Here is a 24,964-nt window from a genome sequence, read left to right as displayed (position 1 = left end):
GCCGAGTCGGCTCAGCGGCTGTCGTGATCCACGGTGACGATCACGCGCACCGCGTCGAGTCGCAGGCGGGTGCCCTCGATGGCGGCGTCGAGGGCGGCGCGTTCGTCGCGTAGTGCCCGCAGCTCGTCATCGCGCACCGCCGGGTTGCGCTCGGCGAGAGCCTGAAGACGCGTGAGTTCGCCGTCGAGCGCCTCGCGCATGCGGATCTGCGCCGCCTCGACGATGCTCGGCAGCTCGCGCTCGGCTTCGGCTTCGCCCTGGATCAGCAGCCCGCGGAGCTGGTCATGGCGGCTCTTGATCAGGTCGCGGGCCACCGCCTTCTTGACCTTCTGCAGGTTCTTGGACAGCCCGCTGAACGACACCTTGTCGGAGAGGTTGGCACCGGACTCATCGAGCAGCACACGCACCGCAGTGGCCGGCAGGAAGCGGTTGAGATGCAGCCGTCTGGGCGCCGGGCAGTGGGTGCGGAACACCAGCTCGGCCATCAGCCGGCCGGCGGGAATCGCCGGGTGCTTGAGCAGCGCCAGGGCGGTGTTGCCCATCTGACCATCGAGGATACGCCCCATCATCTCGCGCAGCAGCGGGTGCTCCCAGGAGAGACGCTGGACGTCGTCGCGGGTCAGCGCCACCGTGCGCGACAGGGTCGCCGAGAAGCCCTCCTCGCCTTTGACCAGCCCGGGCAGGCCGTCGAGCATGTGCTGGCTGGGCTGCAGATGCAGTACTCGACCGCCGAGCTCCTGGCTGTCGACGCCGAAGATATCCAGCGCCTGATCGAGGTAGCGCGGCAGCGCCTTGTCGTGGTCGAGCTCGCAGATGGCATCGATCACCGCCTCGGCGCGGGCCGGGCGGCAGGCCCCCCACTCCAGCAGGCGGTTGCGACCGGCGTCATGCTCGGCCAGGCGCGCCTCGAACAGCGTGCGGGTCTCGTCGATCACCTCGGCGAGGCTCTCCTCGTCGAGCAGGGCGTCGGCCAGGGCGTCGCCGAACGCCGCGAACAGATCGCTGCCGATGCCGTGGGGTGCGCTGAAGGCGTCCATGCCGTCGCGGTACCAGCGCAGCAGGCGCTCGCCGGGGCTGGCTTCGAACACCGGCACATGGAGTTCGATGGCGTGGCGCTGGCCGATGCGGTCGAGGCGGCCGATGCGCTGCTCGAGCTGGTCGGGGTGCAGCGGCAGGTCGAACATCACCAGGTGGCGGCAGAACTGGAAGTTGCGCCCCTCGGAGCCGATCTCCGAGCACACCAGCACCTGGCAGCCGTCCTCCTCCTCATCGGCGAAGGCCGCCGCGGCGCGATCGCGCTCGATCAGCGACAGCCCCTCGTGGAACACCGGCGCGTGGATGCCGCCCAGCGCCAGCAGCGCCTTGGCCAGGTCGGTGGCGGTGTCGCGGTCGTGGGCGATCACCAGCAGCTTGTCGCGGCCGACCTCGGTGAGCAGCTCGAGCAGCCAGGTGACGCGGGGGTCGATGCGCCACCACGGCTCCTCGTTGAGCGGGTCGTGGGGCAGGGCGCGGTACATGGCGTCGAGGTAGAGCACCACCTCGGGGTGGTCGAGGCCGGTCTCGATCAGCAGCTCGTCGAGGTAGTCCTCGTCGCGCTCGAGGCGGCGCAGCACGCGGCGATACGCCGAGGGCAGCGCCAGCGGCGTGACGTGCAGCTGCCGCGCCGGGAAGCCGCCGACGTGGCGACGGCTGTTGCGGAACATCACCCGCCCGGTGCCGTGGCGGTCGAGCAGCTGCTCGCGCAGCTCGCGACGCGCCACCTGGCGCTGCTCGTCGCTGCTCTCGGCTGAGCCGAGCACCGCCAGCAGCGCCTGGCTGTCGGCGTCGTCGACCACCGCCGCCACGCAGTCGCGGTCGGCGTCGCTGGGCACATCCTGCTCGGCCAGCCGTTCGAGAGCATCCACCGCTTCGGCGACGCGCGCGTAGCCGTGCTCCTCGGCCTTGAAGTGTTCGAGGTCCTGATAGCGCTCGGGGTCGAGCAGGCGCAGCCGCGCGAAGTGGCTGGCCACGCCCATCTGCTCCGGGGTGGCGGTGAGCAGCAGCACACCCTCGGTGCGTGCCGCCAGTGACTCGACGCAGGCGTAGCCGGGGCCGACCTGCTCGGGCTGCCAGTCGAGGTGGTGGGCCTCATCGACGATCAGCAGGTCCCAATCGCAGGACTGGGCCTGGGTCTGACGCTGAGGATTGGCGAACAGCCACTGCTGGCTGGCCAGGATCAGCTGCGCCGACTCGAAGGGGTTGCCGTCGAGGTGGGCCAGGCTCTGGTGCTCGTCGAGCAGCCGCACGTCGAGGGCGAAGCGACGCAGCAGCTCGACCAGCCACTGGTGAGTGAGGCTGTCGGGGACCAGGATCAGGGCGCGCTCGGCGCGGCCGGTGAGCAGCAGGCGGTGCAGGATCAGCCCCGCCTCGATGGTCTTGCCCAGGCCCACTTCGTCGGCCAGCAGCACGCGCGGGGCGTGGCGCCGGGCGACCTCGTCGGCGATATAGAGCTGGTGGGGAATCAGGTCGATCTTGGGGCCGGCCAGGCCCAGCGCCGGGTTCTGCTCGATGCGCTGGTGGTGGTGCAGGGTGCGAAAGCGCAGGTCGAACCAGTCGTTGCGGTCGACCTGGCCGGTGAGCAGGCGGTCGCGGGCCTGATCGAACTGCATGCTGTCGGCGAGGCGCGCCTCGGGCAGCTCGCGCAGCTTGCCGTCGTCGTCCTCGCCGATGTAGACCACCAGGCCATCGAGCTCCTTGCTGTCGTCGACGGTCATCTGCCAGCCTTCGGCGGACTGCACGCGATCGCCGGGGGCGAACGCCACGCGGGTCAATGGCGCCTGGCGCACGCTGTAGGTTCGGGTTTCCTGGCTGGCGCTGAACAGCACGGTGACACTGCGGAAATCGACGTTCAGGATGGTGCCCAGGCCCAGCTCGGCTTCGCCGTCACTGATCCAGCGCTGACCGGGAGAAAATTCGCTCATGATGCCTCGGATGCTCAACGAAAACGCGCCCCGCTGTCGTGGCGGTGGGCCAACGACGCCGGCGGGGCGCGGTATGGTAACGGAAACTGGCGCGGCACTTAAGCGCTGATCGTGCCCGGTGTGCCATCACCCGGGTGCTAGTGGCGGTTGAGCCAGCCGTCGAGCTGGGCGCGGGAGAGCTCGCCGATGTGCTGTTCGAGGACGCGACCGTCGGCGTCGAACAGCAGGGTGGTGGGCAGCCCCGGTGACTCGGTGAGCACGGTCAGCTCCTGGTGCGGGTCGAGCAGCGGATAGCTGAGCTCGAAGCCCTGCTCGTCGAGGTAGCGCATGGCCTGCATCAGGTCCTCGCCCTGGTTGGCGATCACCACGCTGACACCGTCGCGCTGGTCGGCCTCGACCAGCAGCGGCATCTCGCGCAGGCACGGCGGACACCAGGTGGCCCACAGGTTGACGATCACCAGCTCGTCCTGGATCTCGCTGAGGGTGACCGGCTCGCCGTCGAGGTTATCCAGGGTCAGGTCGGGCAGTTCGCGCAGGGCGATCTCGCCACCCAGCGGCGAGACGGTGACCACCGCAAGCCACAGCGCCGAGCTGCCGATCACCAGCGCCATGCCACCGAGCATCTTGATCAGGTGCTCGCGCAGCGCCCAGGCGGTCCAGATAAGCGCCGCCAGCAGCCCCCACAGGCCGTGGAAGCCGGGTTGCCAGAACTTGACGATGTCCAGCGGCGCGGCAGCATAGGCCTCGGGGTGAGTGAGCACGTGGCCGAGCCGCGCGGCGACCAGCCACACGATCACCAGGGTGTTGAACCAGCGGGCGTGGGCGCCCTTGGGCAGGCCAAGCAGCACCAGGCTCGCCAACAGCAATATCAGGCCCGCGCCGAAGGCATACAGGCGGGGCAGGGAAAGCAGCACTGGGCCAATGGCGATGGCATCCATCCGGCGGGCTCCAACAGGTCAGGACAGCGGCAGGGGGCAGCGACGACGAGCGGCCACTGTTACACTATGGCCGCGCAGCATCGTGCGCTAGAAGCGTACTGTTGCATTGCTCGACTGTCACCCCCGGAGCTGCACATGGCTAAGCCTGCCTTCGATATTCTGCGCGCCCTGGCGATCGCCAGCCAGGCACTCGGCTTCATCGTCATCATCACCCTGGAAACGCTGCTCGGCGATGCCGCGCGGCCCTGGCAGGGCGTGACCCTGGCGCTGATGGTGGCCGTGGCGCTGGGCATTGCGCTGGCGCGGCTCTACCGGCGCAACAAGCGCCGCAAGCAGCAGGTGGCGGAGCAGCATGACGAGTGACCTGCGGTGATTGGTCGCGCCACCCCCGGCGCGCGCCTCGTTCTGACAGCGCTGCTGGTCGGCTGCCTGCTGCCGGCGCCGCCCCCTGGGCCAACAGCCAGATGGCTTGGTCGACCTGAACAACGCCTGTAGGCTTTAGCTGGCGTGGGATGGCGCTTTGGTAGGCGCTGGGGGGGCACCATTCGGGAGAGCAATATGCGTCCAGGGCGGTCGAATACGGTGGCTGGCGAGCCGAGTCTGGTGACGATGACCAGCTTCACGGTGCTCGGCGGCATCAGCTTGGCGCATCTGGTCAACGACACCATCCAGTCGATCCTGCTGGCGATCTATCCGCTGCTGCAGGTGAGCTTTTCGCTGAGTTTTGCCCAGATTGGACTGATCACGCTCTGCTATCAGCTCTCGGCCTCGCTGCTGCAGCCGGGCGTAGGCTGGTATACCGACCGCCGGCCGCTGCCCTTTTCACTTATCGCCGGCATGGGTTTCACGCTGCTCGGCCTGCTGCTGCTGGCGGTGGCGCCGAGCTTCTACTTTCTGCTGCTGGCCGCGGTGCTGGTGGGCACCGGGTCGGCCATTTTTCACCCCGAGGCTTCCCGAGTGGCACGCATGGCTTCGGGCAGCCGGCATGGGCTGGCCCAGTCGCTGTTCCAGGTCGGCGGCAATGCCGGCTCGGCGCTGGGGCCGCTGCTCGCGGCTCTGGTGATCATCCCCCACGGTCAAGCCAGCGTCGCCTGGCTGGCATTGGCAGCACTGGTGGCGATGCTGGTGCTGTGGCGCGTGGGGCAGTGGTATCGCGAACACCGCGCGGCCCTGGCGGCGACCACCCGCGGCCGACCCGCCAGCCTGCGCGGCGGTGGCCGTGTCACGCGGCGGCGGGTAGGGCAGGCGCTGGCGGTGCTCGGGGTGCTGATTCTCTCCAAGTATTTCTACCTGGCTAGCCTCAACAACTATTTCACCTTCTACCTGATGGAGCGCTTCGGGCTCTCGATTCCCGCTGCGCAGCTGTACCTGTTCCTGTTTCTCGCGGCGGTGGCGGTCGGTACCTTGATCGGCGGGCCGGTGGGCGACCGCATTGGACGCAAGCGGGTCATCTGGGCGTCAATTCTCGGCGTGGCGCCTTTCACGCTGCTGCTGCCCCATGTTGGGCTGTGGTGGACCGCGGTACTGGTGGTCATCATCGGCGTGGTGCTGGCATCGGCATTCTCGGCGATCGTGGTCTACGCCCAGGAGCTGGTGCCTGGCCGCATCGGGCTTATCTCGGGGCTGTTCTTCGGTCTTGCCTTCGGCATGGCCGGTATTGCCGCCGCGCTGCTGGGGTATCTGGCCGACCAGACCAGTATCGAGACCGTCTATCGGCTTTGTGCCTATTTGCCGCTGCTGGGCATCGTCGCCTGGTGGCTGCCAACCGTCGATACGACTACGACTTGAGGGAGTGGCATGGCAGAACAGACATTCGACTACATCGTGGTAGGCGCCGGCACCGCCGGCTGCCTGCTGGCCAACCGCCTGAGCGCCGACCCGGCCAACCGGGTGCTGCTGATCGAGGCCGGGGGACGCGACAACTACCACTGGATTCATATCCCGGTGGGCTATCTCTACTGCATCGACAACCCGCGCACCGACTGGCTGTTTCGTACCGAGCCGGACCCGGGGCTCAACGGCCGTTCGCTGATCTACCCGCGCGGCAAGACCCTGGGCGGCTGCTCGAGCATCAACGGCATGCTGTATATCCGCGGCCAGGCCCGCGATTACGACGGCTGGGCCGAGGCGCTGGGCGACGATGCCTGGCGCTGGGAGAACTGCCTGCCGGATTTCATCAAGCATGAGGATCACCAGCGCCTGGATGCAGGCGGCGACGCCGATGCCGGCCACCGCGACTTTCACGGCCACGGCGGCGAGTGGCGGGTCGAGAAGCAGCGCCTGAGCTGGGAGGTGCTCGACGACTTCGCCGCGGCGGCGGTGGAGGCGGGGATTCCGCGCACCGACGACTTCAACCGCGGCGACAACGAAGGCGTCGATTACTTCGAGGTCAACCAGCGGGGCGGCTGGCGCTGGAACACCTCCAAGGCCTTCCTGCGCGGCGTCGAAAAGCGCGATAACCTGACCCTCTGGCACTCCAGCCAGGTGCTGGGGCTGGCGTTTAGCGAGGGGGATAAGCCGCGCTGCAGCGGGGTGCGCGTCGCGCGCAACGGCGAAGAGGTGCTGGCCCGCGCCGGCCGTGAGGTGATTCTCTCGGCCGGTGCCGTCGGTTCGCCGCAGCTGCTGCAGCTCTCCGGCATCGGCCCGTCAGAGCTGCTCGCCGCGCATGACATTCCTGTGGTGCGCGAACTGCCGGGGGTGGGGGAGAACCTGCAGGACCATCTGCAGATCCGCTCGGTCTATCGGGTCAGCGGCGCCAAGACCCTCAATACCCTGGCGGCGAGCTGGCTGGGCAAGGCCAGGATCGGTCTGGAGTATCTGCTCCACCGCACCGGCCCGATGAGCATGGCGCCGTCGCAGCTGTGCGCCTTCACCCGCAGCAGCGCCGACTATCGCCACCCCAATCTCGAATATCATGTTCAGCCGCTCAGCCTGCCGGCCTTCGGCCAGCCGCTGCATGACTTCCCGGCGATCACCGCCAGCGTCTGCAATCTCAACCCCACCAGCCGTGGCACGGTGCGCATCAAGAGCGCCGACCCGCGGCAGGCCCCGGCCATTGCGCCCAACTATCTGAGCACCGAAGAGGATCGCAAGGTGGCGGCGGATTCGCTGCGGGTCACCCGGCGCATCGCCGAGCAGCCGGCCTTTGCCAAGTATCAGCCGGAGGAGGTCAAGCCCGGCGTCGAATACCAGAGCGACGAGGACCTGGCGCGGCTGGCCGGCGACATCGGCACCACCATCTTCCATCCGGTAGGTACTGCGAAGATGGGCCGCGCCGAGGACCCCATGGCGGTGGTCGATTCACACCTGCGGGTGCACGGCGTCGACGGTTTGCGGGTGGTGGACGCCAGCGTGATGCCGACCATCACCAGCGGCAACACCAATTCACCGACGCTGATGATTGCCGAGAAGGCGGCGCGCTGGATCTTGGCAGGGGAGTGACGGACAAACTCAGCTCAGTTCGATCAGCCGCCGGGCGAAACTCAGCAAGTCGTCGCTATGCTTGGTGATGATGGCGACAACGATCGGGATCTGAACCTTCTGGTAGTCGTGCACCGAAATATTGCGAAATCCCGTCATGCGCTTCAGCACGTCGCCAAGCGCAGCGTCGAGCTGCCCTGCGGCAACCAGCAAGTCGAAGACATCGCGGGCGCTCTGCGGTGCGCCCAAGGCCTGGCGGCGAACCAGGTGAGAGCCGCCGTCGATGGCCGCCTCACAGGCGCGCTGCAGGTTGAGAATGGCGGCATCCTGGCGAGTAAAATCCTGGGCGAATCCTGCACCCGCGGTTTGGTACTCCTGCTCGGCGCGAGCCACGCAGCGCTCGATGGTGGCTGCCTTGTTGAGCAACACGTCATCGGCCATAGACACTGCCTCGCTGGCGAATATCGGAGAGAATGCCACGGCGCATGATCTGTAGGTCCCAGTATTCGCTCAAACAGCTGAGCTCGAATTCGTCCGCGGCCTGGTCGCGCTGCCATAGGCGGGTGCCATGAGTAATGACTTGGTGCCGCATCACGGTACTGGCCTGGCGCAGGTCGACCAGGTCGACATCCTGCCCGAGCGCGCCGGCGAGTTCGTCACCGAGGTGCCAGAGTGTTTCGGCGTCTGCTGGCCTGGGGAGCAGGATGGCGAGGTCGGTGTCGCTGTCATGCCGGGCCTGCCCGCTGGCCTGGCTGCCGAACAGGTAGACGGCCTGCAGTGAGGGTAGCGCCTGGCGTAGCAGGGTGGTTAACGTCTGTTGGTGGGCAACCGTCAGCATGTAGTCGCTCCGGCAGCGGCGTGGAGTGGCCAGATTAGCACAACGAAAACGCCCCGCGAGTGATCGCAGGGCGTTAGGGGATTCTTTGGTCGGAGCGACAGGATTCGAACCTACGACCTCTGCCTCCCGAAGGCAGCGCTCTACCAAGCTGAGCTACGCTCCGACGCGGTTGGGCTAGCGCCTCAACGATGCGGAAGTATACGGATTTTGTGCCGTGATGCAAGTGCCGGGGCGGCTCAAGTGTCGCGCTCCACGGCGCGTCTTGCCAGCTCCGCCATGCTGTCACGATAGCGGCTCGGCGGCAGGTGTTCGAGCTGCTCGAGGGCCTTGGCGGCCATCTCCTCGGCGCGCTGGCGCGTGTAGGTCAGCGCGCCGGTCTGATCGACGATCGCCAGCACCTCGTCGAGGCGCTCGAGGCCGCCCTGGCGGATCGCCTGGCGAATCAGCTTGGCCTGCGCCGGGGTGCCCTCGCGCATGGCGTAGATCAGCGGCAGGGTCGGCTTGCCCTCGGCGAGATCGTCGCCGACATTCTTGCCCATTGCCGTGGCGTCGCCCTGGTAGTCGAGCAGGTCGTCGACCAGTTGGAAGGCGAGTCCCAGGTAGCGGCCGTAGTGCTGCAGGGCGGCTTCCTGCTCGGCATCGGCCGCGGCGATGATCGCCCCGCTGTGGCTGGCGGCCTCGAACAGCATCGCGGTCTTGCCCTGGATGGTGTCGAAGTAGGCGGCCTCGTCGATATCGGGGTTGCCGACGTTGGTCAGCTGCAGCACCTCGCCCTCGGCGATGGTGCAGGTCGCTGCCGAGAGTACCTCCATGATCCGCATCGAGCCGACCTCGACCATCATCTGGAACGAGCGCGAATAGAGGAAGTCGCCGACCAGCACCGAGGGGGCATTGCCCCAGGCGTCGTTGGCGGTGGCCTTGCCGCGACGCATGTGCGACTCGTCGACCACGTCGTCGTGCAGCAGCGTCGAGGTGTGCATGAACTCGATCAGCGTGGCCAGGGTGATGTGCTTGTCACCGGCGTAGCCCAGGGCGCGGGCGGCGAGCAGCACCAGCAGCGGGCGCAGCCGCTTGCCACCGCTCTCGACGATATAGCCGGCGATGGACTCGACCAGCGGCACTCGTGAGGAGAGCTGGGCCAGGATGGTGCGGTCGACGGCGGCGAAATCCTCGGCCACCGCCGCGTGAAGGGGCGATGCTGTCGGCTGCATGGGCGCGCTGCTTGTAAGAGGTGGGGCCTGTCGCCCGGGGCGGGCCGACCTTGGGTTGAGGGCTATGCTATGGGCGCCCCATGGGGGCGTCAAGCGAGGGATGGGGGCGATCCTGGGCCTTGTGTCGTCGTGACCAGGCGGCTATAATCCGCGACCCGACTCATCATGCTCCCTGTCAGATGGCTGCCGAAAGGGGCGCCACTCGCCGCAGGCCGATGAAGAGCACAACCCCGATGAGTGTTTGGAGAGTCTAGACATGTATGCAGTTATCAAGAGCGGTGGCAAGCAGTACCGCGTTCAGGAAGGCCAGACCCTGAAACTCGAGAAGCTGGAAATCGCCACCGGTGAAACGCTGGAATTCGACCAGGTGCTGCTGGTCGGCGATGGCGACGATACCAAGGTCGGCGCGCCGCTGGTCGAGGGTGCCAAGGTCTCTGCGGAGGTCGTGTCCCACGGCCGTGGCGACAAGGTGACCATCATCAAGTTCCGTCGCCGCAAGCACCACATGAAGCGTCAGGGCCACCGTCAGTGGTTCACTGAAGTCAAGATCACCGGGATCTCCGCCTAAGCGGACACGCCCCCTGATAGAGCGAGGTATTTGCAATGGCTCATAAGAAGGCAGCCGGCTCCACGCGCAACGGCCGCGATTCCGAATCCAAACGCCTTGGCGTCAAGCTGTTTGGTGGCCAGGTAGTGACAGCTGGTAACATCATCGTGCGTCAGCGCGGCACTAAGTTCCACGCCGGCACTGGCGTCGGCCTCGGCCGTGATCACACCCTGTTCGCCCTGAGCGATGGCGTGATCAAGTTCGAGACCAAGGGTCCGAAAAACCGTAAGTTCGTTAGCGTCGTCTCTGCCTGAGAGCGCTATGAGCTTGCTGTAAAAGGCCCCGCCACGGCGGGGCCTTTTGCGTATCATGACGGCCATGCCCGTCAGGAGAGTGAAACATGCAGTTCGTCGACGAAGCCTCGATCATCGCCGAAGCCGGCAACGGCGGCAACGGCTGCCTGAGCTTCCGCCGTGAGAAATACGTGCCCAAGGGTGGCCCGGACGGCGGCGATGGCGGCCACGGCGGCAGTGTCTACCTGATCGGTGACGATGCGCTGAATACCCTGATCGATTTCAAGTATCAGCGCTTCTACAAGGCCCAGAACGGCCAGGGTGGCATGGGCCGTCAGATGAGCGGCAAGGCCGGCGAGGATCTGCACGTCAAGGTGCCGGTGGGCACCACGGTGATCGATGAGGACACCCTCGAGGTGATCGCCGACGTCACCGAGATCGGCCAGGTGGTGCTGGTCGCCCAGGGCGGCCGCCGCGGGCTGGGTAACATCCACTTCAAGTCGTCGACCAATCGCGCCCCTCGGCGCACCACGCCGGGCACCGAGGGCGAGCGGCGCAACCTGCGCCTGGAGATGAAGGTGATGGCCGACGTCGGCCTGCTGGGCATGCCCAATGCCGGCAAGTCGACGCTGATCCGCTCGGTCTCCGCCGCCAAGCCCAAGGTCGCCAACTACCCTTTCACTACCCTGGTGCCCAACCTCGGGGTAGTGAAGCTCGGCATGCACGAGCACTTCGTGATGGCCGATGTGCCGGGGTTGATCGAGGGCGCCTCGGATGGGGCCGGCCTGGGGCTGCGCTTCCTCAAGCACCTGACTCGCACTCGGCTGCTGTTCCACGTGATCGATGTGGCGCCGTTCGACGAATCCGATCCGGTGGAGGCCGCCGAGGCGATCGTGCATGAGCTCGAGCAGTTCTCGCCGGCGCTGGCAGAACGGCCGCGCTGGCTGGTGCTCAACAAGTTCGACCTGCTGCCCGAGGAGGAGCGTGAAGCCGCTGCCGAGGCGATTCTCGCGCGCCTCGCCTGGGACGGGCCGGTGTATCGCATCTCGGCCATTTCCGGCGACGGCACCGAGGCGCTGGTGCAGGCCGCGCACCGCTGGCTGACCGAGCAGCGCCGCCTCGAGAACGAAGACGAGGCCGCCGCCGAGCGCGAGCGTGAGATGCGTGCGCGCATGGAGGCCGAGTCGGTGGCGCGCACCGAGGCGCGGCTGGGCCGCAAGCGCAAGCGGGTGGATGACGATGACGACGACTTCGATGACGATGATTATGATGTCGAAGTGGAGTACGTGCAGTAGCGCGCCCGTGCCGTTTCTCTGAGTTAAAGGATGATCGCCTTGGAGAGCCAAGTGGAAAGCAACCAGCAGACGCCGGGGCGGGAGGCGCTGAGCGGCGCCCGCCGCGTGGTGGTCAAGATCGGCAGCGCGCTGCTGACCAACGACGGCCGTGGCCTCGACGAGCCGGCTATCGGCGGCTGGGTGGACCAGATCGCCGAGCTGCATCGCCGCGGTATCGAGGTGGTGCTGGTGTCGTCCGGCGCGGTAGCGGCAGGCATGGTGCGCCTGGGCTGGCAGGCGCGGCCCTCGGCGGTGCATGAGCTGCAGGCCGCCGCCGCGGTGGGCCAGAACGGCCTAACCGAGTGCTACGAGGGCCACTTCGCCCGCCACGGCCTGCTCACTGCGCAGATCCTGCTGACCCACGACGACCTCTCCAATCGCAAGCGCTACCTCAATGCGCGCTCGGCGCTGCGTACCCTGGTCGACCTGCGCGTGGTGCCGGTGGTCAACGAGAACGACACCGTGGTCACCGACGAGATCCGCTTCGGCGACAACGACACCCTCGGCGCGCTGGTCGCCAACCTGCTCGAAGCGGATGCGCTGGTGATTCTCACCGACCAGGAGGGGTTGTTCGACGCCGATCCGCGCCACGACCCGACCGCCCAGCTGATTCACGAGGGCCGCGCCGGTGATCCGGCGCTAGCGGCAATGGCCGGGGACGGCGGCGCGCTGGGCCGTGGCGGCATGACCACCAAGGTGCTGGCGGCCAAGCTGGCGGCGCGCTCCGGCGCGGTCACGGCGATCGCCAGCGGTCGCCAGCCTGAGGTACTGACGCGGCTGATCGAGGGCGAGCGACTGGGTACCCTGCTGCGCCCCGAGCAGGCGCCGATTGCCGCGCGCAAGCGCTGGCTGGCCGGGCAGCTGCAGGTGCGCGGCAGCCTGACCCTGGATGCCGGGGCGGTCAAGGTGCTGCGCGGGCGCGGCTCGAGCCTGCTGCCGGTGGGGGTGACCGCGGTCAGCGGCAGCTTCGTGCGCGGCGATATGGTGGTGTGCGTCGATGAGCACGGCGAGCGGGTCGCCAAGGGGCTGGTCAACTACGGCGCCGAGGATGCCGCACGCCTGCTCGGCAAGCCGAGCCACCAGATCGAGGCCCTACTCGGTTACATGGAAGCCCCGGAGCTGATCCATCGCGACAACCTGGTGGTGCTGTGAGGCCCGTGCCGTGCGGGTTTCGCAGTAGCAAGTGGGTCTGCAGCATGATAGGATATGCCATCCTCTCAGACACGGCCCGGTGGTTGAGTGCAACCCAGTACGGCCAAACCGGTTGGGAGTGGTAGCATAATCCCAGCTTGGTCAACTAGTTACCGAAAGTCGGTGAAATAATTCTCCAAGGAGACAGTAAGTGGCTAACAGCAAGCAAGCCCGCAAGCGCGCCCGTCAGGCCGAGAGCCGTCGCGTACTCAAGGCCAGCCAGCGCAGCATGGTCCGCACCTACGTCAAGCGCGTCATCAAGGCCATCAACGGCGGTGATCACGCCCAGGCCATGGACGCCTTCAAGCAGGCGCAGCCGGTCATCGACCGCATCGCCGACAAGGACGTGCTGTCCAAGAAGAAGGCGGCACGCATGAAGAGCCGCTTGAACAAGCGAATTAAGGCGCTGGCTGCGTAAGCCGGACGCTTTCTGCAAAAAAACCGGCTGCGGCCGGTTTTTTTGTGCCTGGTTCCCTTAATCCGCCCTGGAAGTGACGCCTCGACGTGGCCAACGACGACCCCACATCTCAACGCGAGCCCCCCGTTTCCGCCGCGACTGGACGGCCGCCGGCGCGCGCCGGGCTGATGCGCTCGGGGCTGATCGTCAGCGCCATGACCATGCTGTCGCGGGTCATGGGGCTGGCCCGCGACGTGGTGGTGGCGGCGCTGTTCGGCGCCGGCAACGGCGCCGATGCCTTCTTCGTCGCCTTCAAGATCCCCAACTTCATGCGTCGGCTGTTTGCCGAGGGCGCCTTCAACCAGGCCTTTATCCCGGTATTGTCGGAGTATGCCACCCGCAAGACCCGCGAGGAGGTGCGCGAGCTGCTCGATGCGGTGGCCGGCAGCCTGGCGGTGATACTGCTGCTGATCACTGCGCTGGCGATGTTCGCCGCGCCCTGGCTGGTGTGGGTGTTTGCCCCGGGCTTCGGGCGCGACCCGGACAAGCTGGCGCTGACCGCCGACATGCTGCGGCTGACCTTCCCCTACCTGCTGTTGATCTCGCTGACCGCCTTCTCCGGCAGCGTGCTCAACACCTGGAACCGCTTCGCCATCCCGGCCTTCACGCCGGTGCTGCTCAACCTGTCGCTGATCGGCGCGGCGGTGCTGCTGACGCCGCTGATGAGCGAGCCGGCCATGGCGCTGGCCTGGGGGGTGCTGATCGCCGGCATGGCGCAGCTAGCCTTCCAGGTGCCGTTTCTGGTGCGCCTGGGGCTGATGCCGCGGCCGTGGCCGAACTTCGCCCACAGCGGCGTCAAGCGTATCCTGCTGCTGATGGCGCCGGCTCTGTTCGGGGTCTCGGTATCGCAGATCAACCTGCTGCTGGATACCGTGCTGGCCTCGCTGCTGACGCCGGGCAGCGTCTCCTGGCTCTACTACTCCGACCGCCTGGTGGAGCTGCCGCTGGGGGTGTTCGGCATCGCCATCGGCACGGTGATCCTGCCGGCGCTCTCCAAGCGCCACGCCGAGCAGTCGCCGCAGCATTTTTCGCGAATGCTCGACTGGGCGATCCGCGCGGTGCTGCTGCTGGGGCTGCCGGCGGCGCTGGCGCTGGTGCTGCTGGCCGAGCCGCTGTTGATCTCGCTGTTTCACTATGGCGCCATGACCGAACACGATATCCGTATGGCGGCGATGAGCCTGCGCGCCTACTCGCTGGGGCTGGTCGCCTTCATGCTGATCAAGGTGCTGGCGCCGGGCTTCTTCGCTCGCCAGAACACCAAGACCCCGGTCAAGGTGGGGATCATCGCCATGGTCGCCAACATGGTCTTCAACCTGATCCTGATCTGGCCGCTGGCGCATGCCGGCCTGGCACTGGCGACGGCGCTGTCGGCGTTCATGAACGCCGGGCTGCTGGGCTATCTGCTGCACCGCGAAGGGGTGCTGACGTTCCAGCCCGGCTGGGGCCGTTTCGCGCTGCAGCTGGGTGGCGGCTGTGCGGTGATGGGCGCGCTGCTGTGGGGGTTGGCGCCGGACTGGCAGGCCTGGCTTGGCTGGGGCGTGTGGACGCGAGTGGGCTGGCTGGCGACCCTGGTAGTGGCCGGCGCCGGGGCCTATTTCGCCTGGCTGCTGGCGCTGGGCGTGCGGCCCAGCCAGTTCAAGTTGAACGGCTAAGCGGTTGACGTTATCGAGATAGCCATAGGTGAGGGACGCCGGCGGCAGGTCGAAGAGGAGGTTCTACGCCATGGATGGCGTAGGTAGCGCCCAGGGACGGGTTCACAGCGCCTCCTCGTAGGCCTGCCGACGGATCAGTCCCGAGCTATATCGTGGGCTAGCGACCGATGACATAGGCGCCCGAAGTGTGGGCCGCTATAATCGATGGTTTTATTCGCTGAGGTACGGCACGGAGCACGTGAGCAACGCATGCAACTGATTCGAGGATTGCACAATCTGCGCGACGAGCACCGCGGCTGCGTGGCCACCATCGGCAACTTCGATGGCGTCCACCGCGGCCACCAGGCGATTCTCGAGCAGTGCCGCGAGCGCGCCCGCAAGCTTGGCGTGCCGGTGACCGTGGTGGTCTTCGAGCCCCAGCCGCGGGAGTACTTCGCCGGCGACCAGGCGCCGCCGCGGCTGACCCGGCTGCGCGACAAGGTCGCCCTGCTCGACGCCCACGGCGCCGACTTCGTGCTCTGCCTGCCGTTCAACGAGGCGCTGCGCAGCCTCACCGCCCAACAGTTCATCGACCGCGTGCTACTCGACGGCCTCGACGTCAAGCATCTGGTGGTCGGCGACGACTTCCGCTTCGGCTGCGACCGCAGCGGCGACTTCGCGCTGCTCGCCGAGGTCGGCGCCGAGCGCGGCGTAGGCGTCGAGCACACCCGCACCTTTGCGCTGGACGACGAACGCGTCTCCAGCACCCGGGTGCGCACCCTGCTGGCCTGCGGCAACTTCGCCCAGGCCGAGCGCATGCTGGGCAGGCCCTATGCGCTGGGCGGACGGGTAGTACGCGACCAGCAGTTGGGGCGCACCATCGGCGTGCCCACCGCCAACCTGCCGCTGCTGCGCCTGCCGCTGGCGCTGCGCGGGGTCTACGCGGTGGCGGTCACGCTGCCCGACGGGCGACGCCTGCCCGGGGTGGCCAACGTCGGCTGGCGGCCCACCGTGGGTAGCGAGCGCCCGGTACTCGAAGTGCACCTGTTCGACTTCGACGGCGACCTCTACGGTGTGCGGCTGACGGTGGTGCCCTGTGCCCGCCTGCGCGGCGAGATGCGCTTCGATGGCCTCGAGCCGCTCAAGGCCCAGATCACCCGCGACCAGGCCCAGGCGCGGCGCTACTTTGCCCGCCAAGGCGGCGGGCTCGACGACACTCTTCCCCTGGCATCGGCGCCGCTGGCGCGCGAGGCTGCGACTTACGACTCCTCGGCCGCCGATGCGGCTGCCGGGCGCGACGCTGACGGACACTCATGAGCGACTACAAGCACACCCTGAACCTGCCCGAAACCGACTTCCCGATGCGCGGCATGCTGCCCAAGCGTGAGCCCGACCGGGTGGCGCGCTGGGAGCAGCTGGATATCAACCAGCGGCTGCGCGACGAGCGCCGCGGCCGCGAGAGCTTCGTGCTCCACGACGGCCCTCCCTATGCCAACGGCAGCATCCATATCGGCCATGCGGTCAACAAGATCCTCAAGGACATCATCGTCAAGTCGAAGAGCCTGGCCGGCTTCGATGCGCCCTATGTGCCGGGCTGGGACTGTCACGGCCTGCCCATCGAGCACAAGGTCGAGACCACCCACGGCAAGCACCTCGACCCCGAAAAGGCGCGTGGCCTGTGCCGCGAGTACGCCGGTGAGCAGATCCAGGAGCAGCTGAGTGACTTCATCCGCCTGGGGGTGATCGGCGACTGGAAAAAGCCCTACAAGACCATGGATTTCGCCAACGAGGCCGGCGAGATCCGCGCCCTGGCCGAGATGGTCAAGGGCGGCTACGTGTTCAAGGGGCTCAAGCCGGTCAACTGGTGCTTCGACTGTGGCTCGGCGCTGGCCGAGGCCGAGGTGGAGTACCAGGACAAGCAGTCCGACGCCATTGACGTGGCCTTCCCCTGCGCCGACGACGACAAGCTGGCCGCGGCCTTCGGGCTGGGCCAGCTGCCCAAGCCGGCCGCTATCGTGATCTGGACCACCACGCCCTGGACCATCCCCGCCAACCAGGCGCTCAACGTGCATCCCGAGTTCGATTACGCGCTGGTCGACGTTGGCCAGCGCCTGCTGCTGCTGGCCGCCGACCTGGTCGAGAGCTGCCTGGAGCGCTTCGGCCTCAGCGGCGAGGTGGTCGCCACCGCCAAGGGCGCCTCGCTGGACCTGATCGACTTCCGCCATCCGCTCTACGATCGGCTGTCGCCGGTGTACCTCGCCTACTACGTCGAGTCCGAGGTGGGCAGCACCGGCATCGTGCACTCGGCGCCGGCCTATGGGGTCGACGACTTCGTCACCTGCCGCGCCCACGGCATGAGCTTCGATGAGATCAAGAGTCCGGTGCAGGGCAACGGCGTCTACGCCGACGACCTGCCGTTCTTCGGCGGCCAGATGATCTGGAAGGCCAACCCGCAGATCGTCGAGAAGCTCGCCGAGGCCGGTGCGCTGATGGCCCACAAGACCATTACCCACAGCTACATGCACTGCTGGCGCCACAAGACCCCGGTGATCTACCGCGCCACGGCGCAGTGGTTCGTGGGCATGGATCTCGAGGACAGCGACGGCAAGACCCTGCGCCAGCGCGCCTTGGAGGGCATCGAGGCCACCCAGTTCACCCCTGCCTGGGGCAAGGCGCGGCTGCACTCGATGATCGCCAACCGGCCGGACTGGTGCATCTCGCGCCAGCGCAACTGGGGCGTGCCGATCCCGTTCTTCCTGCACAAGGCCAGCGGCGAGCTGCACCCGCGCACCGTCGAGCTGATGGAAGAGGCGGCCAAGCGCGTCGAGCAGGAGGGCATCGACGCCTGGTTCCGCCTCGACCCCGCCGAGCTGCTCGGCGCCGAGGCGGCGGACTACGAAAAGGTCACCGATACCCTCGACGTGTGGTTCGACTCCGGCACCACCCACTGGCACGTGCTGCGCGACTCCCACCAGCTCGGCCACGCCGAGGGCCCGCGCGCCGACCTCTACCTCGAGGGCTCCGACCAGCACCGCGGCTGGTTCCACTCCTCGCTGCTGACCGGCTGCGCCATCGACGGCCACCCGCCGTATCGCGGCCTGCTCACCCACGGCTTCACCGTCGACGCCCAGGGCCGCAAGATGTCCAAGTCGGTGGGCAACGTGGTCGCGCCCCAGGAGGTGATGGACAAGCTCGGCGCCGATATCCTGCGGCTGTGGGTGGCTTCCACCGACTACTCCGGCGAGATGGCGGTCTCCGACGAGATCCTCAAGCGCACCGCCGACGTCTATCGGCGGATCCGCAACACCGCGCGTTTCCTGCTCAGCAACCTCAATGGCTTCGCCCCCGAGCGCGATGCGGTGGCCTTCGACGACATGCTGGCGCTGGACCAGTGGGTGGTCGATCGTGCCGCCCAGCTGCAGGCGCGCATTGACACCGCCTATGACGAGTACCGCTTCCTCGACGTCTACCAGCAGGTGCACACCTTCTGCTCCCGCGAGCTGGGCGGCTTCTACCTCGACGTGATCAAGGATCGCCAGTACACCACCCAGACCGAATCGCTGGCCCGCCGCAGCTGCCAGACCGCGCTCTATCATGTGGTCGAGGCGCTGTCGCGCTGGGTGGCGCCGATCCTGTCGTTCACCGCCGAGGAGATCTACGAGCACATCCCCGGTAAGCGTGCCGACAGCGTGCTGCTCGAGGAGTACTACGCGGGCCTCGCCACCCTGGCAGACGACGCGCCGCTGGGCCGCGACTTCTGGGAGCAGGTGCTCGAGGTCAAGCAGGCGGTCAACAAGTGCCTGGAAGACGCGCGCAACGCCAAGCAGATCAAGAGCGGCCTGGCCGCCGAGGTGACCCTCTACGTCGATGATGGCCTGCACCAGACGCTGGCCACGCTGGGCGACGAGCTGCGCTTCGTGCTGCTGACCAGCGACGTGCATCTGGCGCCGCTCGCTGACGGCAGCGCCGCCGAGGCCACCGAGCTGGACACCCTCAAGGTGGCCGTGGCCGCCAGCGAGCACCACAAGTGCGACCGCTGCTGGCACCACCGCCCCGACGTCGGCCAGCATGCCGAGCACCCCGAGCTGTGCGGGCGCTGTATCAGCAACCTGCCCGACGGCCCGGGTGAAACCCGGCGCTATGCTTAAGTGATGCCTGAGACCGACGATGTCCGAGACTGCTGAGATGACCGACAAGGCTTCCGCCCCACCGATGCATAAACCGCTGCGCTGGCTGTGGCTGGCCGCGGCGGTGATCGTGCTCGACCTGGCGACCAAGTATGCCGCCAGCGCCTGGTTGAGCTATGCCCGCCCGGTGGAGGTGCTGCCGTTCTTCAACCTGACGCTGCTGCACAACACCGGGGCAGCGTTCAGCTTCCTGGCCGGGCACCCGGGCTGGCAGCGCTGGTTCTTTGCGCTGGTCGCCATCGGTGCCAGTATCGGCCTGACCATCTGGCTGCGCCGCCTCAAGGCCCACGAGGTGCTGCTGGCACCGTCGCTGGCGCTGATCATCGGCGGCGCGCTGGGCAACCTCTATGACCGCCTGGTGCACGGCTACGTGGTGGATTTTCTCTCCTTCCACGCCGCCGGCTGGTACTTCCCGGCCTTCAACGTCGCCGATATCGGCATTACCCTCGGCGCCGCCGGCCTGATCATCGAGTCGTTTCGCGACGCCCGGCGCTGAACCCCACGGCGGCCGGCGCGTCCAATCGGTTCACGGCAGCGCCCCGCCCACGCCAAGAGAGACACAGATGAGCGATCAACCTGCTAGCGTCCATCGCATCGCTGACGGCATGGAAGTCACCCTGCACTTCACCCTCAAGCTCGAGGACGGCACCGTGGTCGACTCGACCCGCGACAAGCGCCCGGCCACCTTTCAGGTCGGCGACGGCAACCTGCCGCCGGGCTTCGAGGCGCCCCTCGAGGGCCTCACCGACGGCGACACCGGCAGCTACCAGATCTCCCCGGAGCACGCCTTCGGCCAGCACAACCCGCAGAACGTGCAGCTGCTAAAGCGTGACGACTTCGACGACGTCGAGCCCGAGGTGGGCACGGTGATGTCGTTTGCCGATGCCGCCGGCGGCGAGCTGCCCGGGGTGATCGCCAGCATTGACGGCGAGCAGGTCGAAGTCGACTTCAATCATCCGCTGGCGGGGCGTACCCTGACCTTCGAGGTCGAGGTGATTCAGGTTCGCCCGGCCACCACTCATTGATGCCCACGGCAAGAGAGTCCGCCATGCACATCAAGTTGGCCAACCCCCGCGGCTTCTGCGCCGGCGTCGACCGCGCCATCGATATCGTCAACCGCGCCATCGATGTGTTCGGCCCGCCGATCTACGTGCGTCATGAAGTGGTGCACAACCGCTTCGTGGTCGACACTCTGCGCGAACGCGGTGCGGTGTTCGTCGAGGAACTCCACGAGGTGCCCGACGACGTCATCGTGATTTTCTCCGCCCACGGCGTGTCACGGGCGGTGCAGGAAGAAGCCGAGCGGCGCGGCCTCAAGGTCTTCGACGCCACCTGCCCGCTGGTGACCAAGGTGCACCTGGAAGTGCTGCGCTACGCCAAGCGCGGCCAGGAGTGCATCCTGATCGGCCATGCCGGCCACCCCGAGGTGGAAGGCACCATGGGCCGCTACGACACCGCCCAGGGCGGGGCGATCTATCTGGTCGAGGACGAGGCCGACGTCGCCGCGCTCCAGGTCAAGGACCCCAGCCGGCTGGCCTTCGTCACTCAGACCACGCTGTCGATGGATGATACCGCCAAGGTCATCGACGCGCTGCGCGCGACCTTCCCCGAGATCGAGGGGCCGCGCAAGGACGACATCTGCTACGCCACCCAGAACCGCCAGGACGCGGTGCGTGGCCTGGCCGCCGAGAGCGACCTGGTGCTGGTGGTGGGCAGCCCCAACAGCTCCAACTCCAACCGCCTGCGCGAGCTCTCCGAGCGGGTCGGCACCCCGGCCTACCTGGTCGATGACGCCAGCCAGATCGACCCGGCCTGGCTCGATGGCGTCACCGCCATCGGCCTCACCGCCGGCGCCAGCGCCCCGGAGGTGCTGGTCAAGGGCGTCATCGAGCGGCTGCAGGGCCTGGGCGCCAGCGTTCCCGAAGAACTCTCCGGGCGCACCGAGACGATTACCTTCTCCATGCCGCGCGAGTTGAGGGAGCGTGTGATTGCCAGTGAGTGAGCACTAGCCCAGAGTGGGCTATTCTGACGAGATAGGCTGGTAAGGAAACCGGGCGGAAGGCCCGGTTTTTTGCGCTTGGATACTGTCAGAAACGGTGCGCATGATACATACTGAAACGAAAGGTAACGCGAGTATGCAGGGCAACCGCAAGCGGGGGACACCGCAGTGAGTGCAGGGCAAGCTACCGACATCGCCTCCCGGCGCCCGACGCGCCAGAGGGGCTTCACCCTGATCGAGCTGATGATCGCCGTGGCGGTCATCGCCATCCTGGCGTCCATCGCCTACCCCAGCTATCAGCGCTATGTGCAGCAGGCACGGGTCACCGATGGGCAGTCAGGCTTGATGCAAGCAGCTTCTGAAATGGAACGCTGCTATACCGTATCGAGTACTTATCCAGATGATTGTTTGGTAACGACCTCATCGCCGGACGGAGTATATCCTAATATCACGCTTACTGAGTCCGGGTCGACTTTTCGCTTAGAGGCAACAGGTGCAACCCGAGTAACAGATGGTTGCAGCACCCTGTGGATAAGAAGTAATGGGGAAAGGGGGGCCGGAGAAGGTGAAAATCGAACCACCGGCTCTTGTTGGTAGCGATATGAACAATAAAGGTTTCACGCTAATTGAGTTGTTGGTAACACTTGCCGTTGCGATTATTCTTGCCACGGTGGCGGTGCCCAACTTCTCTGCCATGATGAACAATAATCGTTTAGTGAGCGATTACAATGAAATTATATCTGGTGTGAATTACGCCAGGAGCGAGGCGATCAAACGTCGTGAGGAGGTGACATTTACCTTGGTGAATGAGTCTCCGTGGGAGTATAGAGTTAAGCTGGAAAATGACGACGACATCCGGATTAGAAATTCTCGGGACTCGCGCATGGCAGTGGCTTCGGATGGTAATGTTACTTTCAACAGCCTAGGGCGAACCGTGTCAGGATCCGACTGTGAAGATGGATGTCTGCTAAACGTACGCCACGATATAGCCGGTTGCCGCGCAGTAACGGTTAGCCGCTTTGGCCGTGTCGCACGTGCTGAGGAGTGTGCTGAAACTTCTGGAGTAATAACTCCATGAGCAAAGCTATGTCAAAAGGTTTCACATTAATCGAGGCGCTAATTGCCTTGCTGGTACTGTCCATCGGTATGTTGGGGGTGGCTGCCATGCAGCTCAATGCACTCCAAGGCGCCCATGCTGCTTACCAGCGTTCTATTGCTTCGCTAGCCGCTCAGGATGCTCAGGAAAGGCTTTGGGCGAGCATGTCTGATCTTCAGTGCCCTGATCAATCCATCGTCAATGGTATTGGTGGCGAATGGCACTCGCAATGGTCAGAGTACCTGCCCGGGTTAAGTGAATCGCCGGTTGGCCCCCCTAGTGATTGTGAGTTTATTATAACGATAGCTTGGGATGAAGAGAGGTTTGAAGAAGACGGCAGAGAATCTTTTTCTTATGTAGTTAGGCTTCCAGTTGCCGATAATGGTGAAGACAATGAAGGGCTTTAAGACTGGGGCTTATAAAAAACAGCTGGGCTTCTCGTTGGTCGAGCTGATGGTTGCGATGGTAATCGGCCTGATCATTATCTTGGGTGCGGGGCAGCTTTTTTTGACCGTGTTTCAGACCAATCGCCAAGTGCAGACTCTAAGTGAGAAGCAGGCAGCGGTCAACTTCGCTGTGGAGGTGATTTTGAGGGATGTTAGGCGGGCCGACCCGAGGTATAATTGGGGTGATGGCGAGAGAGGGATTTTATGGGATAGCAACGAGAACAAATTAACCCTAAGAGTTCCTAATCGTGGAGACATCTCTGGTTGCGATACAGGGGTGAATAAAGTGTATAGACTCAGTGACTCACCTGTCGGTCAAGGACTGGGTAGAGCTTTGGAAATGGCTCAGTCATGTGGCAGTGCTTTACCTACTAACTTCGAACAAGTTGTGGCCGGGTTTGAAGATAATAATGGTGCAATTGGTGTAGATGATAGCTTACTGAGCCAGGGGGTTGTGTTGATGACGTTATCTCTTATGCCCACTGGTGATGGTTCCCCAGACTTTCTCAAATTTTACGCTGTTAACCGCACCGCAGCAGTAACTAATGAATAATCTTGGTGTAGATGAGGCTGTAGTGGCTTCCCGGAGTAGGATAATGAAAAAGCAGAAAGGCGCAGCGCTAATAGTCGTTCTATCCTTGCTGGTAGTGTCATTGATGCTAGGCCTATCGAGCATGCAATCCTCGCAGATTGACGAGCGCTTAGCGGGAAACTATAGAGTCCAGACAGAGGCGCAGATGAATGCTGAGGCAGGCGCCTCGCGAGGGCTAAAAGATATAGAGCCAGGTGCTGGCTGGAGCGCAAGCTTTGAAAGCTTGGCTGATTTTCTGGAAGATAATGAAAGTGTTTTTCCACTTGATGTGTTTTCTGGCTGGGAAGGGTTTGAACTTCTAGGCAATCTCAGGAAAACACCGCCTGAGAGCGAAGGAGGATGGGCTTATTCTTTGCTGAATTTGCCTGATGATGAAGAAATCCCCGTGCCTGCTGGTAACTATGTAGTCTCCGTGGGCGTTGTTAGAGAAAGCGGAGATGATGAAGGTTTCATTTCTCAGAGTGAGCTTGTTTTTGCAAGGATTGTGCCCGCTTTTGTTGGGTTTGATTCGGCTTTAACAGTTCTTGGTGGTATTGTAGATTCTGACAGGGCAGCTGTTTGGCAGCCTACCTCTTCTCAAGCTGAAGTGACTATAGTTCAGGATGGTGAGGAGGTTATAACGCTTAGTTCTTTGGCATATGAGCACCCTGAGGAAATTCTTGATATAGACGAAAATGTCTTTGATTCAGGGATACTCTATTACGGAGAGCCGAGTACCCGTACAAGTCAGACAGTTAAGTCTATATATGATTCGGTTGTAGGAAGCAGTATGCCAAATTCTGCAATTATTGATGGTAATGTAGATACCAATGGAAATGGAGTTAAGTACAATGGCGAAACTATTGGTGAGTGCTATGAAGAGGGTAACGGTAATAGAGGAGATGTAAGTGCTGATCCTGCCATACTTGTTGTAACCGGAGATCTTCGGCTACGAGGCGGCGCACAGTTTTGTGGGGTGCTTGTATCGCTTGGCGGAAATGTCACGATGGGGGGCAATGTTGTAGTTAATGGGATGCTTTTGGCTGCTAATTATCCTAAGGTTGACGGAGAAGTTGATTTCAGTGTTCCATCAGATCCTGTAGATATAGTATTTAGTGGTGGTGGCAATGCAGGGTCAGTGAAATTTGATGAGCAAATAGTTAGGGATGCAATTAATGGAGTGATTGATTGGAGTAGCTTCATTGGAACCGGAGCAGGTGTTCCTAGGCTGGCCAGCTGGAATTGACTAGCATTTAGGTCGCTCAGATTCGACGCGCATACGTCCCATATTGTTAATAATGATGCGGGCACCGGTATCAAGTTTTCCACATAGCCGAAAAGTCCCATTATACCCTCCTGACCGCCCCAGCGCCTGATAGCGCACGGGGCGGTTGTCGTTGCGGTAGCTCAACGACTCGAGGCGGCTTTCGCCCAAGGTGCGCAATAGCTCGGCATCCCCGGCCTCACCGCTGCCAACAAATATTGCCAGCGGCTTTTCCCAGCCGGCGGCGACGTCGCAGTACTGTAGGGTTGGGCTGGGGCAGAGCGTTACCTGTGTGCGCCGGGTGATGGCGGCATTTCGGGTCATGGCCAGCGCGGATTTGATCCGTATCACCTCGGCCGCTACCTGATTGCGTGCGGTAAACTGCTGGTAGTTGGGAATGGCCCAGGTGGCCATGATCACCGCCACGGCGATGACGACCAGCAGCTCGATCAGCGTAAACCCCCGATTGATATGACGTGCGCGTCGGCGGCTGGCCGCTGGCGTCTCGTGATAGTCTTGGTGGCTCGGTGGGTGCATGGGTGCCTCCCTGGCAGGCGCGTTCCATCCCTGGTGCCGCTACT

General features: G+C 64.8%; 24 protein-coding genes, 1 tRNA gene and 1 pseudogene. 19 read left to right on the top strand and 7 right to left on the bottom strand.

Translation table 11 applies throughout. The features are described 5' to 3' along the window. Positions 1–11 precede the first annotated feature (11 nt). Together BWR19_17430 and BWR19_17425 are read right to left on the bottom strand one after the other, a co-directional pair. Positions 12–2,960 carry an RNA polymerase-binding ATPase gene (locus BWR19_17430; protein ID APX94564.1) on the bottom strand — a complete coding sequence of 983 codons (2,949 nt, stop codon included), beginning with the start codon at positions 2,958–2,960 and terminating at the stop codon, positions 12–14. Between the two features lie 137 nt (positions 2,961–3,097). Beyond that, positions 3,098–3,898: a redoxin gene (locus tag BWR19_17425; GenBank protein ID APX94563.1), complete on the bottom strand. Its 801-nt coding sequence runs from the start codon at positions 3,896–3,898 to the stop codon at positions 3,098–3,100. 135 nt (positions 3,899–4,033) lie between these two features. Between BWR19_17425 and BWR19_17420 the strand changes: the two genes are divergently transcribed. From BWR19_17420 to BWR19_17410, 3 genes are all read left to right on the top strand, one after another. Next, positions 4,034–4,261 carry a hypothetical protein gene (locus BWR19_17420; GenBank protein ID APX94562.1) on the top strand — a complete coding sequence of 76 codons (228 nt, stop codon included), beginning with the start codon at positions 4,034–4,036 and terminating at the stop codon, positions 4,259–4,261. A gap of 195 nt (positions 4,262–4,456) precedes the next feature. Next, a complete protein-coding gene (locus tag BWR19_17415; protein APX94561.1) occupies positions 4,457–5,686 on the top strand; it encodes an MFS transporter in 1,230 nt (409 codons plus the stop codon). Positions 5,687–5,695: 9 nt separating this feature from the next. Beyond that, entirely contained in the window at positions 5,696–7,339 is a 1,644-nt protein-coding gene (locus BWR19_17410) for a choline dehydrogenase (protein APX94560.1), read from the top strand. Between the two features lie 9 nt (positions 7,340–7,348). On the opposite strand, the gene BWR19_17405 is transcribed toward BWR19_17410, so the two are convergent. The 4 genes from BWR19_17405 to BWR19_17390 all read right to left on the bottom strand — a co-directional run bounded on the left by BWR19_17405 (position 7,349) and on the right by BWR19_17390 (position 9,367). Beyond that, the gene (locus BWR19_17405; protein ID APX94559.1) at positions 7,349–7,759 is read right to left on the bottom strand and encodes a toxin-antitoxin antitoxin component; all 411 of its coding nucleotides are present in this window, start codon (positions 7,757–7,759) and stop codon (positions 7,349–7,351) included. Further along, on the bottom strand, positions 7,749–8,156 hold the full coding sequence (locus BWR19_17400; protein APX94558.1) for a hypothetical protein: 408 nt from the start codon (positions 8,154–8,156) through the stop codon (positions 7,749–7,751). Before BWR19_17400 ends, BWR19_17405 begins: the two co-directional genes overlap by 11 nt. A gap of 86 nt (positions 8,157–8,242) precedes the next feature. Further along, positions 8,243–8,319 (bottom strand) — tRNA-Pro (locus tag BWR19_17395). Between the two features lie 73 nt (positions 8,320–8,392). Continuing rightward, positions 8,393–9,367, bottom strand: a complete 975-nt coding sequence (locus BWR19_17390) for an octaprenyl diphosphate synthase (GenBank protein APX94557.1) — start codon at positions 9,365–9,367, stop codon at positions 8,393–8,395. Positions 9,368–9,623: 256 nt separating this feature from the next. On the opposite strand from BWR19_17390, the gene BWR19_17385 reads away from it, so the two are divergent. From BWR19_17385 to BWR19_17310, 16 genes and pseudogenes are all read left to right on the top strand, one after another. After that, complete coding sequence (locus tag BWR19_17385; protein ID APX94556.1) at positions 9,624–9,935, top strand: 50S ribosomal protein L21; 312 nt, start codon at positions 9,624–9,626, stop codon at positions 9,933–9,935. A 35-nt stretch (positions 9,936–9,970) separates the two neighbouring features. Next, positions 9,971–10,228 carry a 50S ribosomal protein L27 gene (locus BWR19_17380; protein ID APX94555.1) on the top strand — a complete coding sequence of 86 codons (258 nt, stop codon included), beginning with the start codon at positions 9,971–9,973 and terminating at the stop codon, positions 10,226–10,228. 86 nt (positions 10,229–10,314) lie between these two features. Next, entirely contained in the window at positions 10,315–11,502 is a 1,188-nt protein-coding gene (gene obgE / locus BWR19_17375) for a GTPase ObgE (GenBank protein APX94554.1), read from the top strand. A gap of 51 nt (positions 11,503–11,553) precedes the next feature. Further along, positions 11,554–12,693 carry a glutamate 5-kinase gene (locus BWR19_17370; protein ID APX95088.1) on the top strand — a complete coding sequence of 380 codons (1,140 nt, stop codon included), beginning with the start codon at positions 11,554–11,556 and terminating at the stop codon, positions 12,691–12,693. 190 nt (positions 12,694–12,883) lie between these two features. Beyond that, positions 12,884–13,150 carry a 30S ribosomal protein S20 gene (locus tag BWR19_17365; GenBank protein ID APX94553.1) on the top strand — a complete coding sequence of 89 codons (267 nt, stop codon included), beginning with the start codon at positions 12,884–12,886 and terminating at the stop codon, positions 13,148–13,150. Between the two features lie 167 nt (positions 13,151–13,317). Beyond that, positions 13,318–14,841 carry a murein biosynthesis integral membrane protein MurJ gene (locus BWR19_17360; protein ID APX94552.1) on the top strand — a complete coding sequence of 508 codons (1,524 nt, stop codon included), beginning with the start codon at positions 13,318–13,320 and terminating at the stop codon, positions 14,839–14,841. Between the two features lie 249 nt (positions 14,842–15,090). Beyond that, positions 15,091–16,137, top strand: coding sequence for a riboflavin biosynthesis protein RibF (locus BWR19_17355; protein APX94551.1), 1,047 nt, complete (start codon positions 15,091–15,093; stop codon positions 16,135–16,137). Next, positions 16,134–18,968, top strand: a complete 2,835-nt coding sequence (locus BWR19_17350; GenBank protein APX94550.1) for an isoleucine--tRNA ligase — start codon at positions 16,134–16,136, stop codon at positions 18,966–18,968. Before BWR19_17355 ends, BWR19_17350 begins: the two co-directional genes overlap by 4 nt. Before the next feature lie 19 nt (positions 18,969–18,987). Beyond that, positions 18,988–19,503 (top strand): signal peptidase II, encoded by a 516-nt coding sequence (locus BWR19_17345; protein ID APX94549.1) that lies wholly within the window; start codon positions 18,988–18,990, stop codon positions 19,501–19,503. 67 nt (positions 19,504–19,570) lie between these two features. Then, positions 19,571–20,032, top strand: coding sequence for a peptidylprolyl isomerase (locus BWR19_17340; protein APX94548.1), 462 nt, complete (start codon positions 19,571–19,573; stop codon positions 20,030–20,032). Beyond that, on the top strand, positions 20,032–21,009 hold the full coding sequence (locus tag BWR19_17335) for a 4-hydroxy-3-methylbut-2-enyl diphosphate reductase (protein ID APX94547.1): 978 nt from the start codon (positions 20,032–20,034) through the stop codon (positions 21,007–21,009). The genes BWR19_17340 and BWR19_17335 overlap by 1 nt, the downstream gene beginning before the upstream one ends. A gap of 165 nt (positions 21,010–21,174) precedes the next feature. Next, positions 21,175–21,603 (top strand): hypothetical protein, encoded by a 429-nt coding sequence (locus BWR19_17330; GenBank protein ID APX94546.1) that lies wholly within the window; start codon positions 21,175–21,177, stop codon positions 21,601–21,603. Between the two features lie 4 nt (positions 21,604–21,607). Continuing rightward, positions 21,608–22,084, top strand: a complete 477-nt coding sequence (locus BWR19_17325; protein ID APX94545.1) for a hypothetical protein — start codon at positions 21,608–21,610, stop codon at positions 22,082–22,084. 8 nt (positions 22,085–22,092) lie between these two features. Beyond that, positions 22,093–22,278: pseudogene (locus tag BWR19_17320) on the top strand (type IV pilus modification protein PilV). 217 nt (positions 22,279–22,495) lie between these two features. Beyond that, positions 22,496–23,101 carry a hypothetical protein gene (locus tag BWR19_17315; GenBank protein ID APX94544.1) on the top strand — a complete coding sequence of 202 codons (606 nt, stop codon included), beginning with the start codon at positions 22,496–22,498 and terminating at the stop codon, positions 23,099–23,101. A 43-nt stretch (positions 23,102–23,144) separates the two neighbouring features. After that, positions 23,145–24,365 (top strand): hypothetical protein, encoded by a 1,221-nt coding sequence (locus BWR19_17310; GenBank protein ID APX94543.1) that lies wholly within the window; start codon positions 23,145–23,147, stop codon positions 24,363–24,365. Here the strand turns inward: BWR19_17310 and BWR19_17305 are convergent, their stop codons facing one another. Continuing rightward, a complete protein-coding gene (locus BWR19_17305) occupies positions 24,366–24,920 on the bottom strand; it encodes a hypothetical protein (GenBank protein ID APX94542.1) in 555 nt (184 codons plus the stop codon). It lies immediately after the preceding gene. Between the last annotated feature and the right edge of the window lie 44 nt (positions 24,921–24,964).

It is taken from the genome of Halomonas sp. 1513, from assembly GCA_001971685.1.
GTDB lineage: Bacteria > Pseudomonadota > Gammaproteobacteria > Pseudomonadales > Halomonadaceae > Franzmannia.
Note: the sequence above shows the minus strand (reverse complement) of the source record. Positions and strands in the feature narration are given on the sequence as shown.

Excerpts from the sequence above, each read along its gene's own strand:
- BWR19_17415 (APX94561.1), top strand. The coding sequence starts at position 4,457 with ATGCGTCCAGGGCGGTCGAATACGGTGGCTGGCGAGCCGAGTCTGGTG.
- BWR19_17315 (APX94544.1), top strand. The coding sequence starts at position 22,496 with ATGAAGGGCTTTAAGACTGGGGCTTATAAAAAACAGCTGGGCTTCTCG.
- BWR19_17380 (APX94555.1), top strand. The coding sequence starts at position 9,971 with ATGGCTCATAAGAAGGCAGCCGGCTCCACGCGCAACGGCCGCGATTCC.
- BWR19_17405 (APX94559.1), bottom strand. The coding sequence starts at position 7,759 with ATGGCCGATGACGTGTTGCTCAACAAGGCAGCCACCATCGAGCGCTGC.
- BWR19_17310 (APX94543.1), top strand. The coding sequence starts at position 23,145 with ATGAAAAAGCAGAAAGGCGCAGCGCTAATAGTCGTTCTATCCTTGCTG.
- BWR19_17355 (APX94551.1), top strand. The coding sequence starts at position 15,091 with ATGCAACTGATTCGAGGATTGCACAATCTGCGCGACGAGCACCGCGGC.
- obgE (APX94554.1), top strand. The coding sequence starts at position 10,315 with ATGCAGTTCGTCGACGAAGCCTCGATCATCGCCGAAGCCGGCAACGGC.
- BWR19_17385 (APX94556.1), top strand. The coding sequence starts at position 9,624 with ATGTATGCAGTTATCAAGAGCGGTGGCAAGCAGTACCGCGTTCAGGAA.
- BWR19_17305 (APX94542.1), bottom strand. The coding sequence starts at position 24,920 with ATGCACCCACCGAGCCACCAAGACTATCACGAGACGCCAGCGGCCAGC.
- BWR19_17325 (APX94545.1), top strand. The coding sequence starts at position 21,608 with ATGAACAATAAAGGTTTCACGCTAATTGAGTTGTTGGTAACACTTGCC.
- BWR19_17430 (APX94564.1), bottom strand. The coding sequence starts at position 2,960 with ATGAGCGAATTTTCTCCCGGTCAGCGCTGGATCAGTGACGGCGAAGCC.
- BWR19_17400 (APX94558.1), bottom strand. The coding sequence starts at position 8,156 with ATGCTGACGGTTGCCCACCAACAGACGTTAACCACCCTGCTACGCCAG.
- BWR19_17425 (APX94563.1), bottom strand. The coding sequence starts at position 3,898 with ATGGATGCCATCGCCATTGGCCCAGTGCTGCTTTCCCTGCCCCGCCTG.
- BWR19_17350 (APX94550.1), top strand. The coding sequence starts at position 16,134 with ATGAGCGACTACAAGCACACCCTGAACCTGCCCGAAACCGACTTCCCG.
- BWR19_17335 (APX94547.1), top strand. The coding sequence starts at position 20,032 with ATGCCCACGGCAAGAGAGTCCGCCATGCACATCAAGTTGGCCAACCCC.
- BWR19_17360 (APX94552.1), top strand. The coding sequence starts at position 13,318 with ATGCGCTCGGGGCTGATCGTCAGCGCCATGACCATGCTGTCGCGGGTC.
- BWR19_17345 (APX94549.1), top strand. The coding sequence starts at position 18,988 with ATGTCCGAGACTGCTGAGATGACCGACAAGGCTTCCGCCCCACCGATG.
- BWR19_17390 (APX94557.1), bottom strand. The coding sequence starts at position 9,367 with ATGCAGCCGACAGCATCGCCCCTTCACGCGGCGGTGGCCGAGGATTTC.
- BWR19_17410 (APX94560.1), top strand. The coding sequence starts at position 5,696 with ATGGCAGAACAGACATTCGACTACATCGTGGTAGGCGCCGGCACCGCC.
- BWR19_17340 (APX94548.1), top strand. The coding sequence starts at position 19,571 with ATGAGCGATCAACCTGCTAGCGTCCATCGCATCGCTGACGGCATGGAA.
- BWR19_17420 (APX94562.1), top strand. The coding sequence starts at position 4,034 with ATGGCTAAGCCTGCCTTCGATATTCTGCGCGCCCTGGCGATCGCCAGC.